This window comes from Citrobacter sp. B72 (genome assembly GCF_016894305.1).
In the GTDB taxonomy this organism is placed as follows: domain Bacteria; phylum Pseudomonadota; class Gammaproteobacteria; order Enterobacterales; family Enterobacteriaceae; genus Citrobacter; species Citrobacter portucalensis.
On the sequence record NZ_CP069801.1, the window covers coordinates 4,943,491 to 4,955,964 of the forward strand.

The 12,474-nt window shown below is 51.4% G+C and carries 12 protein-coding genes; 2 read left to right on the top strand and 10 right to left on the bottom strand.

The window, feature by feature from the left end; translation table 11 throughout:
* From rffC to trxA, 10 genes are all read right to left on the bottom strand, one after another.
* Complete coding sequence (gene rffC, locus JQN59_RS23655; protein WP_149608254.1) at window positions 1-678, bottom strand: dTDP-4-amino-4,6-dideoxy-D-galactose acyltransferase; 678 nt, start codon at window positions 676-678, stop codon at window positions 1-3.
* Window positions 656-1,537: a glucose-1-phosphate thymidylyltransferase RfbA gene (gene rfbA, locus JQN59_RS23660; protein ID WP_032945685.1), complete on the bottom strand. Its 882-nt coding sequence runs from the start codon at window positions 1,535-1,537 to the stop codon at window positions 656-658. Before rfbA ends, rffC begins: the two co-directional genes overlap by 23 nt.
* 33 nt (window positions 1,538-1,570) lie before the next feature.
* Window positions 1,571-2,638, bottom strand: a complete 1,068-nt coding sequence (gene rffG / locus JQN59_RS23665; protein ID WP_048215226.1) for a dTDP-glucose 4,6-dehydratase — start codon at window positions 2,636-2,638, stop codon at window positions 1,571-1,573.
* Window positions 2,638-3,900, bottom strand: a complete 1,263-nt coding sequence (wecC, locus tag JQN59_RS23670) for a UDP-N-acetyl-D-mannosamine dehydrogenase (protein ID WP_048215227.1) — start codon at window positions 3,898-3,900, stop codon at window positions 2,638-2,640. The genes rffG and wecC overlap by 1 nt, the downstream gene beginning before the upstream one ends.
* Entirely contained in the window at window positions 3,897-5,027 is a 1,131-nt protein-coding gene (gene wecB / locus JQN59_RS23675) for a non-hydrolyzing UDP-N-acetylglucosamine 2-epimerase (RefSeq protein WP_032934208.1), read from the bottom strand. Before wecB ends, wecC begins: the two co-directional genes overlap by 4 nt.
* Window positions 5,028-5,082: 55 nt before the next feature.
* On the bottom strand, window positions 5,083-6,129 hold the full coding sequence (gene wzzE, locus JQN59_RS23680; protein ID WP_003829003.1) for an ECA polysaccharide chain length modulation protein: 1,047 nt from the start codon (window positions 6,127-6,129) through the stop codon (window positions 5,083-5,085).
* Window positions 6,130-6,141: 12 nt separating this feature from the next.
* A complete protein-coding gene (wecA, locus tag JQN59_RS23685) occupies window positions 6,142-7,245 on the bottom strand; it encodes a UDP-N-acetylglucosamine--undecaprenyl-phosphate N-acetylglucosaminephosphotransferase (protein ID WP_149608256.1) in 1,104 nt (367 codons plus the stop codon).
* A 238-nt stretch (window positions 7,246-7,483) separates the two neighbouring features.
* Entirely contained in the window at window positions 7,484-8,743 is a 1,260-nt protein-coding gene (gene rho, locus JQN59_RS23690; RefSeq protein ID WP_002437993.1) for a transcription termination factor Rho, read from the bottom strand.
* 87 nt (window positions 8,744-8,830) lie between these two features.
* Complete coding sequence (locus JQN59_RS23695) at window positions 8,831-8,950, bottom strand: rho operon leader peptide (protein WP_049259789.1); 120 nt, start codon at window positions 8,948-8,950, stop codon at window positions 8,831-8,833.
* A 130-nt stretch (window positions 8,951-9,080) separates the two neighbouring features.
* Window positions 9,081-9,410, bottom strand: coding sequence for a thioredoxin TrxA (trxA, locus tag JQN59_RS23700; RefSeq protein WP_001280776.1), 330 nt, complete (start codon window positions 9,408-9,410; stop codon window positions 9,081-9,083).
* Between the two features lie 143 nt (window positions 9,411-9,553).
* On the opposite strand from trxA, the gene rhlB reads away from it, so the two are divergent.
* Both rhlB and gppA read left to right on the top strand, forming a co-directional pair.
* The gene (gene rhlB / locus JQN59_RS23705) at window positions 9,554-10,822 is read left to right on the top strand and encodes an ATP-dependent RNA helicase RhlB (protein ID WP_003829013.1); all 1,269 of its coding nucleotides are present in this window, start codon (window positions 9,554-9,556) and stop codon (window positions 10,820-10,822) included.
* Window positions 10,823-10,958: 136 nt separating this feature from the next.
* Window positions 10,959-12,440 carry a guanosine-5'-triphosphate,3'-diphosphate diphosphatase gene (gppA, locus tag JQN59_RS23710; protein ID WP_048215229.1) on the top strand — a complete coding sequence of 494 codons (1,482 nt, stop codon included), beginning with the start codon at window positions 10,959-10,961 and terminating at the stop codon, window positions 12,438-12,440.
* Window positions 12,441-12,474: the final 34 nt, after the last annotated feature.

The window sequence follows — 12,474 nt, forward strand, 5'->3', positions numbered from 1 at the left end:
TCACCTGTATAACCAATACGCGGTGCTTTCCACATTCGCACCACTGTGTATATAACGTTTAAGCGCGGCGGTATTGCCCATTTGGGTCGCCACGCGCAATGTTGTTTTACCGCGAGCCTGCGCCCAGCAAAGGGCAGCCTGCATCAGTTCTGCTCCCGCCCCACGCCCGGCCAGCAGGCCAATTCGCGCATCGGTCGCATTCAGTTCACGCAGCGAGACATAGCCACGAATATCACCTGCCGGTGTACGAAAAACGAGGCATTGATGATCGAACGTCCCCAGCACCGCGTTTTCAATCCACTGCGCATAAAAACGCGTGCTGGCATCTGCGGCATACCACGGAGCGCGAAAACGACTTTGCGCGAACGCCTGTCCTGCCAGTTGGCGTAATGCAGGGATATCCGTAGTTTGTGCGACCTGCGCACCGGGGTCGCCATGCGCACACATCACCGGCAGCACAAAATCCACTTCACCTTCAACCAGTGAGAAGCCCAACTGTTGCAGGGCATCTAATTCATGGGTATTGGCGGCAGGAATTTTTGCCTGTACCCGCGACCAGGGCTGCAACACATCCGCAGTCAGAACCGGCGCGCGTTGGTCAAAACGCACAATGGCGCTATTCACGCCAAAGAACGTATTTTCCCAGCTAAGCGGCTCAATACTGGCGCGGACGAGCACGGAGCAGCTCCAGCAGGTATTGACCATAACCCGTTTTGGCCAGTGAACTGGCAGCACGCTTCACGCCTTCGTCATCCAGCCAACCGTTACGCCAGGCGATTTCTTCCAGACAGGCTATTTTAAAGCCCTGGCGTTTTTCCACCGTCTGCACAAAAGTACTCGCTTCGATAAGACTGTCGTGCGTACCGGTATCCAGCCAGGCAAAGCCACGCCCGAGCAATTCTACCGTCAGATGTCCGTCATCAAGATACATCTGGTTGATAGACGTAATCTCCAGCTCCCCACGCTCAGAAGGTTTTACGCGTTTTGCGTATTCCACCACCTTGCTGTCATAGAAATAGAGACCGGTCACCGCCCAGTTTGATTTTGGTGCTTTCGGCTTCTCTTCCAGAGAGATAGCGCGAAAATTGTCGTCAAACTCCACGACACCAAAACGTTCAGGATCCATCACCTGGTAACCAAACACCGTCGCGCCTTGTGTTCTGGCGGCTACATGACGCAGTTTTGGACTGAATCCCTGACCAAAGAAGATATTGTCTCCTAACACCAGACATGATGGTTCCCCGTTAAGGAACGTTTCACCAATGATAAACGCCTGTGCTAATCCATCCGGACTGGGTTGCTCAGCATAGTGCAATTCAATGCCGAACTCAGATCCATCGCCCAGTAAGCGCTGGAAATAGCCTTTATCTTCCGGTGTAGTGATAATCAGGATTTCGCGAATTCCCGCCAGCATCAATACTGATAACGGGTAGTAAATCATCGGCTTATCGTAAATAGGCAATAGCTGCTTCGATACGCCACGCGTAATGGGATACAGGCGAGTACCTGAGCCACCCGCCAGAATGATACCTTTCATGCGTTGTCTCCTCCGGGAGCCAAAACCAGGCTGTTAGCCCTTCAGACCTAAACGTTCGCCCTGGTAACTGCCGTCCTGCACGGGTTTCCACCATGCCTGATTAGCCAGATACCACTGCACGGTTTTGCGCATTCCGCTTTCAAACGTTTCTTGCGGCATCCAGCCTAGTTCACGCGCAATTTTCGACGCGTCAATGGCGTAACGCAAATCATGACCCGGGCGATCGTCCACAAAAGCGATCAAGTCGCGGTACTGCGCGATACCCTGCGGCTTTTGCGGTGCCAGCTCTTCCAACAGGCTGCAAACCGTTTCGACAACTTCCAGGTTTTTACGCTCGTTATGACCACCGATATTATAGGTTTCTCCCACCGCGCCCGTTGTCGCCACACAATAGAGCGCCCTGGCGTGATCTTCTACATACAACCAGTCACGGATCTGTTGCCCATTGCCGTAAACCGGCAACGGCTTCCCCGCCAATGCGTTGAGGATCATCAGCGGAATCAGTTTTTCCGGAAAATGGTACGGACCATAGTTGTTAGAACAGTTGGTTATCAGCGTTGGCAGACCGTAGGTACGCAGCCAAGCGCGAACCAGATGATCGCTGCTGGCTTTCGACGCGGAATAAGGGCTGCTCGGTGCATACGGTGTGGTTTCAGTGAAGAAATCATCCGTAGAATGCAGGTCGCCATACACCTCGTCAGTCGAGATATGGTGGAAACGAAACGCTGATTTTTTCTCGCTGGTTAAATCACCCCAGTAAGCGCGCGCCGCTTCCAACAGCGTGTAGGTTCCCACGATGTTAGTTTCGATGAAGGCGGCCGGACCATCAATTGAGCGATCGACGTGGCTTTCTGCCGCCAGATGCATCACGCAGTCCGGCTGATAGTGTTGAAACACCCTGTCGAGCGAAGCTCGATCGCAGATATCGACTTTCTCAAAGGTAAAACGAGGATTCTGTGCAACCGGCTCCAGCGACATCAGGTTTCCGGCATAGGTCAGCTTATCGACCACAATTGCCGCATCCTGAGTCTCCTGAATGATATGCCGTACAACCGCCGAGCCGATGAATCCCGCTCCACCGGTAACCAGAATTCGTTTCATTAGCGCCAGACCCCTTTGGTATCAACGATATATTGCTGGTGAACCGCATCGCCTTTAATGGCTTTAAATTCATTATGGTCGACCAGCAAGACCAGCACATCGGCGCTTGCCAGAGCATCATCCAGCGCTGCCAGTTGGCACAGACCGTCCAGTTTTTTCGGCAGTTGATGGATGTTCGGTTCCACCACCAATGTTTCGCCTTTGTGCCAATGCGCGATGCTTTGCGCAATTCCCATCGCCGGGCTTTCACGTAAGTCATCAATATTCGGTTTAAATGCCAGACCAAAACAGGCAATTTTCACTTCGCTGGCCCGTTTATTGGTATCCGCCAGACAGTCGGCCACGGCAGCTTTTACCTGATCAACCACCCAATGAGGCTTACCGTCGTTAACCTCACGCGCGGTGCGAATCAATTTCGCCTGCTGCGGGTTCTGCGCCACGATAAACCACGGATCAACCGCGATACAGTGCCCGCCAACCCCCGGACCCGGTTGCAAAATATTCACGCGCGGATGGCGATTTGCCAGTCGAATCAGTTCCCAGACGTTGATCCCCTGATCGGCGCAAATCAGCGACAGCTCATTGGCGAAGGCGATATTGACGTCGCGGAAGCTATTTTCAGTCAGTTTGCACATTTCCGCCGTACGGGCGTTGGTCACGACACATTCGCCCTCCAGGAAAATGTTGTACAGTTCGCTAGCACGCGCGGAACAGACGGAGGTCATTCCCCCAATCACGCGGTCGTTTTTAATCAGTTCAACCATCACCTGGCCCGGCAGCACGCGCTCTGGGCAATAAGCAATGTTAACGTCCGCGTGTTCACCGACTTGCTGCGGGAAAGTCAGGTCAGGCCGCATTTCTGCAAGCCATGTGGCCATCTGTTCAGTGGCCCCGACAGGCGACGTCGATTCAAGGATCACCAACGTGCCTTTTTTCAGCACCGGTGCAAGAGATTTAGCCGCGGCTTCCACATAAACCATATCGGGTTCGTGCTCCCCCTTAAACGGAGTAGGCACAGCAATCAGATAGGCATCCGCATCTACAGGGGTTGTGGTCGCACGCAGAAATCCATTTTCGACCGCCGTTTTCACCACGGCGCCCAAATCTGGCTCAACGATATGAATTTCACCGCGATTAATGGTATCCACCGCGTGTTGATTTACATCTACGCCAATCACATGCTTTTGACGGGAAGCAAAGGCAGCCGCCGTCGGCAGTCCGATATAACCCAGCCCAATGACAGAAATGGTCGTAAAACTCATAGCGATATCCGATTATTTTTTAACGCGTGTAAAATGCGGCCACATGCCTGCCCGTCACCATACGGATTATGGGCGCGGCTCATGGTCTGATATTCATTGTCGTCATGCAGCAAACGCGTGACTTCTTCGACAATACGCTGCGGGTCGGTCCCTACCAGACGTACTGTGCCTGCAGTAATCGCTTCCGGACGTTCCGTCGTTTCGCGCATCACCAGAACCGGTTTCCCCAGAGATGGGGCTTCTTCCTGAATCCCGCCAGAGTCGGTAAGGATCAGCCAGGCGTGATTCATCAGCCAGACAAACGGCATATAATCCTGCGGTTCAATCAGGATGACGTTTTCAACGTGCCCCAGAATGCGATTAACCGGTTCGCTGACGTTAGGATTCAGGTGCACCGGATAGACAATCTGTACGTTCTGATTGGCCGCGGCAATTTCCGCCAGCGCATGACAAATGTGTTCAAAACCACGACCGAAGCTTTCCCGACGATGACCGGTCACCAGTATCATCTTTTTATCCGAGCTCAGGAATGGGTAATGCTCTGCCAGTTCAGCTCGTAATGCATCACTCGCCAGTACGCGATCGCGTACCCAGATCAACGCATCAATAACCGTATTACCTGTAACGAAGATACGGCTATCAGAAATGTTTTCCCGTAACAGGTTTTGGCGCGAGTTTTCTGTTGGTGCAAAATGATACATCGCCAGATGCCCGGTCAGCGTACGGTTCGCCTCTTCCGGCCAGGGAGAGTAGAGATCGCCTGTACGTAAGCCTGCCTCCACATGCCCTACCGGGATGCGCTGATAGAACGCGGCCAGGCTAGTAGCAATGGTGGTTGTGGTATCGCCGTGAACTAACACAACGTCAGGTTTAAAATCAGCCAGAATTGGCTTTAATCCTTCCAGTATTCGGCAGGTAATTTCTGTTAGTCCCTGACCTGGCTGCATAATATTGAGATCGTAGTCAGGTACAATGGAAAAGAGGTTCAACACCTGATCGAGCATCTCCCGATGCTGCGCCGTGACGCAAACTTTTGCCTCAAAATCAGGATCTTTTGCCAGCGCATGAACCAGAGGTGCCATTTTTATGGCCTCCGGTCGCGTGCCAAATACAGTCAGTACTTTCACATCGATTCTCTTCGGATTGGCAGTGAGGGCCCAGCCCCTCACTGCAACGATATTGCTAAATCGTGCGGCGACGGGTTAACGCGACACCAGCACCGATCAGAGCCCCAACGATGCCCCACATAATCATCAGGAAGGCACGACGAGGGCTGTCACGTTTTACCGGTTCCTCCGGCGTACGCAAATAACGATAGGTCTGAAAACGCGGATCCAGAGTTGGCCCAACGTTCAGTGTGTTAAGCATGGCTCGGTTTTGGAAGTAGTCCAGATCGAAATCGGGACCAACAGATTGCAGGTTTTCGAGTCGCGCCTGCAGCATAGGACGTCCAAGCAAAAACAGTTCAGAATCGGGTAGCTCTTCAGCCGGAACGTCAGTGGAAGTACGCGAAATATTATGCTGTTCAGCAATTTTGAGAGCCTGCTCAATGTTGTGAACTCTGCGAGAGAAAATCGATTTCGCCACTTCTTCCTGGCGTTTAACCTGCGCCTTCATCTGCACAGTGCGCGCAGCCCAGGCTCCCTTTAACTCGTCGTTCAGATGACGCGCCGCACGCTGACTGGCAAACGCGACGTACTGACGCAACAGATTGTTGGCATCAGGTGCCGTTTCGGCAATCAGCTTCACGCTGTCATTGGTATTACGAACCGCATCGCCAGGCATAAACTGAATGTTATTAATCAGTTCATCCAGCATCGCCGCATCGGCTTTACTGTTCCCCACCATACGTTGCTTGTAGTAATCAGTCTGCTGCCAGAATTCACGGCGCGTATCCCATGAGGCAAGCTGCATGATAAATTCTTTATAGGCCTCATCCATCACTGACGGCTGATCCGCAGATGCAAGACTGGCCTTGATGTCCAGGTTACGTAAGAACTGCTGCTGAGAGTAATAGCCGCCCAACATATTAACCGTTGGCCTGTCTGAAATCGCCGTCGCGCTCCACTCCTGACGAGCAAAAAACGTATAGGCGAGAGCGACTAACGCGAAGGCGAGAGCCATACCGACGATCCACACCTTCCCTGTCCACAAAGTACGAAACAACCCACGGATGTCCAGTTCATTTTCAGCGCTCATGGCATGTTCCCCCGGTAATGGTTGTGTCATCGTACCCTCAATTTATTTGGTTAAGTTTGGTTTACTGTCACGGTTTCTACGCAACTTGCGCTTCCAGCGTTTGATAAATCTCGCTACCTTCCAGGCACGTTTAATACAATAGTCATACAAGACAAATGCCAGTAAAAAGAGCACCAGCATCACCCATTCCGGAACGACCCGAGAATATTCAGCCAACACGCCGATAGAAGCCAGGATCGCAGCAGCCAGCGTAATCAGGACAAAAGCCTGTCGGGAAGTAAACCCGGCGCGCATAATTAAATGGTGAATATGTTGGCGGTCCGGGGAGAAAGGGCTCATACCTTTACGTAAACGACGATACATGATCGCCACCATATCCATTAACGGAATGGCAATAATCCACAGTGCGGTGACCGGGCTAATAGGATGCGTTTTACCTTGAGTGGTCTCCAGCAGGATCCAGATGACCGTAAAGCCAATCAGCGTACTCCCCGCATCGCCCATAAAGACCTTATAGCGACGTCCGAGAATACCCAGGTTCAGCATGATGTAAGGCAGAATGGCGGCGATCATGGCAAAACACCAGATAGCCAGGCTTGTCTGGCCGTCAAACCACAAGATAAGCCCCATTGCGGCGAATGATACGCTGGATAGCCCGCCTAACAGACCATCAATCCCATCCACCATGTTAAAGGCGTTAATTGCAGCCCAAACGGCGAAAAGGGTAAGGAAATAGCCAAAAGGACCGAGCACCATCTCCCAAGGGCCAAAAATGAACCCAAGGCTCAACAGATAGAGCTTACCTACCGACATCATAATGATGCCGATGATAGCCTGGATGGTCGCACGGATTTTTACACTGATATCAAAGCGGTCGTCCAGTGCACCGATAAACACCAGTACACCGGCACAAGCCAGGTAGAGAGTTGCATGCGGGATATAATAATCGGCGATGAGGAACGTAAAGCAAATGCCTGCGTAAACCGAAATCCCCCCAACCAACGGAATCAGTCCCTGATGACGTTTGCGGAAGTTGGGTTTATCCACCAATCCTATCTTTTTCGCAACCTTGCGGGCAAAGAAAAGAAACAGCGTTGTGAATAAAAAAATACTGATGAGATCAGTACTTGCTGTCAGTAAATTCACTATACATACTCTCAAAGAATATCAATATATGAAGTATAACCATCCAGGCGATTATTCAGAAGAGAAACCCGATTCCATATCAGGTGGTTCTGTATGATTATTAACCACAAAATACGAATTACAACCCTTCATCGCCAGGCGGTATGTCATACCGGATTATTATTATTGTGTCGTTAAGATTACATCCACAAAAGCAAAACGCCACGTAAAAACGTGGCGTTTTCAGATGATGCCCGAATCAGGAACGCTTCATCATATCGAAGAAATCGTCGTTGGTCTTGGTCATCGCCAGTTTGTTAATGAGGAATTCCATTGCATCGATTTCACCCATCGGATGGATGATTTTGCGCAGGATCCACATTTTCTGCAGCTCTTCCTGGGTAGTGAGCAGCTCTTCTTTACGGGTACCGGAACGGTTGTAGTCGATAGCCGGGAAGACGCGTTTTTCAGCAATCTTACGAGAGAGATGCAGTTCCATGTTGCCGGTACCTTTAAACTCTTCGTAGATAACTTCATCCATTTTAGAGCCGGTATCAATCAGCGCAGTCGCGATAATGGTCAGGCTACCGCCCTCTTCCACGTTACGTGCAGCACCAAAGAAACGCTTAGGACGATGCAGGGCGTTGGCGTCCACACCACCGGTCAGTACTTTACCGGAAGCCGGAACCACGGTGTTATATGCACGCGCCAGACGGGTGATGGAGTCAAGCAGAATGATAACGTCTTTCTTGTGTTCAACCAGACGTTTCGCCTTCTCGATAACCATTTCCGCAACCTGAACGTGGCGGGAGGCTGGTTCGTCAAAGGTAGAGGCAACCACTTCACCTTTCACCAGACGCTGCATCTCGGTAACTTCTTCCGGACGTTCGTCAATCAGCAGCACCATCAGCACGCAGTCAGGATGATTGTATGCAATGCTCTGCGCGATATTCTGCAGCAGCATGGTTTTACCCGCTTTCGGCGGAGCAACAATCAGACCACGTTGGCCACGACCGATCGGCGATGCCAGATCCAGTACACGCGCCGTTAAGTCTTCAGTAGAACCGTTACCACGTTCCATACGCAGACGAGAGTTTGCGTGCAGCGGCGTTAAGTTCTCAAAGAGGATTTTGTTACGGGCGTTTTCTGGTTTGTCGTAGTTAACTTCGTTAACTTTCAACAGCGCAAAGTAGCGTTCACCTTCTTTCGGCGGGCGAATCTTACCAGAAATGGTATCACCAGTGCGGAGGTTGAAACGGCGGATTTGGCTGGGAGAAACGTAGATGTCATCAGGACCGGCGAGGTAGGAGCTGTCTGCAGAGCGGAGGAAACCAAATCCATCCTGCAATATCTCCAGCACACCGTCACCAAAGATATCTTCGCCACTCTTTGCGTGCTGCTTCAGGATGGCAAAAATAATGTCCTGCTTGCGCATACGAGCCAGGTTTTCAAGGCCCATATTTTCGCCGAGAGTGATCAGCTCAGAAACCGGCGTATTCTTTAATTCGGTAAGATTCATAATGGTGTGAGTTCTTAAACTTGGGGTAAATCTCGAACTTAATGTTGTGAATGGTATGGCAGGGTCATCCATGCCTGTTTACGGCCATCAACTCATGTCTGTTCGCTGTCTGGTCACAGGAAAGTACGCAGAACTGAAACGACAAGACGGATTGAGTGACAAGCCAGGAATCTGTCCACTCCTCGCGCGAGAAACAACGGGAAGTATTGGATATAACTAGATTCAAACTTAATAAGGTATGTTTAATACGAAGTCAACACTAACTTAGCACGACTCAAGTCGGGCGTCCAGTCATCCGAATCATTTCGAAGTAGGGTCGCCCGATCATGAGACTTCCTTACGCTAAATTAGCATCGAGGAATTCTTTCAACTGACCTTTGGACAGCGCGCCGACTTTCGTCGCCGCAACTTCGCCGTTTTTAAACAGCAGCAGGGTCGGGATGCCACGGATACCATACTTCGGCGCGGTGCCTGGGTTTTGGTCAATGTTCAGTTTAGCAACCGTCAGTTTGCCCTGATATTCGTCAGCGATTTCATCCAGAATCGGAGCGATCATTTTGCACGGACCGCACCACTCTGCCCAGAAATCAACGAGGATTGCTCCGTCCGCTTTGAGTACATCCGTGTCAAAACTGTCGTCAGTCAGGTGAATAATTTTATCGCTCATAATAACTCCACAGGAATAAGCCTGGTGCATTGGTGTAGCATTAATCAACGACGTGTTGATGTAGCATTAACCAACTAAAGGTTGACTTTATTTCACCGGATACGCTTTCGTAAAGCAATAGTAAGCTGATATTCTACCACACTATGAGCAAAACACATTTAACAGAACAGAAGTTTTCCGACTTCGCCCTGCACCCAAAGGTGATAGAAGCCCTTGAAAATAAAGGCTTTCATAACTGTACGCCCATTCAAGCCCTCGCGCTGCCGCTAACGCTGGCTGGTCGTGATGTTGCCGGGCAGGCGCAAACCGGTACCGGAAAAACGATGGCGTTCCTGACGTCAACGTTTCATTATCTTCTCTCTCATCCCGCGATTGCCGATCGCAAGGTGAACCAACCGCGTGCGTTAATTATGGCGCCAACGCGTGAATTAGCCGTGCAGATCCACGCCGATGCCGAGCCACTGGCACAGACCACTGGTCTGAAATTAGGCCTGGCGTATGGCGGCGACGGTTACGATAAACAGCTGAAAGTGCTGGAAAGCGGCGTCGATATTCTTATCGGCACGACCGGTCGTCTCATCGACTATGCAAAACAGAACCACATTAATCTGGGCGCGATTCAGGTCGTGGTGCTGGATGAAGCCGATCGTATGTACGATCTGGGCTTTATTAAAGATATCCGTTGGCTGTTCCGTCGTATGCCGCCAACCACCCAACGTCTGAACATGCTGTTTTCTGCAACCCTCTCATACCGCGTTCGCGAACTGGCGTTCGAACAGATGAATAACGCTGAGTACGTTGAAGTCGAACCGGAACAGAAAACTGGCCACCGCATTAAAGAAGAGCTCTTCTACCCTTCCAACGAAGAGAAAATGCGTTTGCTGCAAACGCTGATTGAAGAAGAGTGGCCAGATCGCGCCATTGTTTTTGCTAACACCAAGCATCGTTGTGAAGATATCTGGGGCAGCCTTGCTGCGGACGGTCATCGCGTCGGTCTGCTGACCGGTGACGTAGCACAGAAAAAACGTCTGCGTATTCTTGATGAGTTCACCCGTGGCGATCTCGACATTCTCGTTGCGACGGATGTCGCTGCGCGTGGCCTGCATATCCCAGCAGTAACGCACGTATTTAACTATGACCTGCCGGATGACTGTGAAGATTACGTTCACCGAATCGGTCGTACCGGACGTGCTGGCGCAAGCGGTCACTCTATCAGCCTGGCTTGTGAAGAGTACGCGCTGAATTTACCCGCAATCGAGACCTATATCGGCCACTCGATTCCGGTCAGCAAATATAACCCGGATGCGCTGATGACCGATCTGCCGAAGCCGTTGCGCTTAACGCGCCCGCGTACAGGCAATGGCCCACGCCGTACCGGTGGTGCTCCGCGTAATCGTCGTCGTTCAGGTTAAGAAAAGTTATGCCATACACAAAATCATTCAGCCTGTATCAAGGCGGCAAGAAAACGAATCCCGATGAGCTTATTTTAGTAAATGATTCGGGTGAGAGAACGCAGCCAACACAGATACAGGTTGAAGGATGAAGTGTATGAATTCTACTTCGCTGTATGCAGCAATCGATCTCGGCTCGAATAGTTTTCATATGCTGGTTGTACGCGAGGTGGCAGGAAGCATCCAGACGCTCACGCGTATCAAACGCAAAGTGCGTCTGGCCGCTGGACTCAACGGTGACAACGAGCTCTCTGTTGAAGCGATGGAGCGCGGCTGGCAATGCTTGCGCTTGTTTGCAGAACGTCTGCAGGATATTCCGCATCCTCAAATCCGCGTGGTCGCCACGGCAACATTACGCATCGCCGTAAATGCCGATGTGTTTATTGCTAAAGCGCAAGAGATCCTTGGCTGCCCTGTCCAGGTAATTAGCGGTGAAGAAGAAGCGCGACTGATTTATCAAGGTGTGGCCCACACAACCGGCGGTGCCGATCAGCGTCTGGTTGTGGATATTGGTGGCGCCAGCACTGAATTAGTCACCGGTTCCGGCGCACAAACCACCTCTCTGTTCAGCCTGTCGATGGGCTGCGTCACCTGGCTCGAACGTTATTTTACCGATCGTAATCTGGCACAGGATAACTTTGACGAGGCAGAGAAGGCCGCACGTGAAGTTCTGCGCCCGGTCGCCGACAAACTGCGTTTTCATGGCTGGAAAGTTTGCGTTGGTGCCTCTGGTACCGTCCAGGCGTTGCAGGAAATCATGATGGCGCAGGGTATGGATGAGCGCATTACGCTGGCCAAACTTCAGCAGCTTAAGCAGCGCGCCATTCACTGCGGTCGTCTGGAAGAGCTGGAAATCGAAGGGTTAACGCTGGAACGTGCGCTGGTTTTCCCCAGCGGGCTGGCCATTCTGATTGCTATTTTCACCGAACTGAACATTCAATGCATGACCCTGGCCGGCGGCGCATTACGTGAAGGTCTGGTCTACGGCATGCTGCATCTGGCGGTGGATCAGGATATTCGTAGCCGCACATTACGCAATATCCAGCGTCGCTTTATGGTCGATACAGAGCAAGCACATCGCGTTGCCAATTTAGCGACTAAATTTCTCGATCAGGTAGAAAAAAAGTGGCATCTTGAACCGATTAGCCGCGAACTACTGATTAGTGCCTGTCAGCTGCATGAAATTGGCCTGAGCGTTGATTTTAAACAGGCACCACAGCATGCCGCTTATCTGGTGCGCAATCTCGATCTCCCGGGTTTTACCCCTGCGCAAAAGAAACTGCTAGCAACGCTGTTACTCAACCAGACCAACCCCGTCGATCTCTCTTCGCTCCACCAGCAAAACGCAGTGCCACCGCGCATCGCGGAGCATCTTTGCCGTTTGCTACGTTTGGCGATCATCTTCGCCAGCCGTCGCCGTGACGATCTTGTGCCGGAAATTCAAATGGATGCAAGAAACGAGCACCTGACGGTCACGCTACCAGAAGGCTGGCTGGAACATCATCCGCTGGGTAAAGAGTTAATCGATCAGGAAAGTCAGTGGCAAAGCTATGTCCACTGGCCGCTGGACGTTCATTAGATGTTGGTTGCCGGATAGCGCGCGTTTACACGTA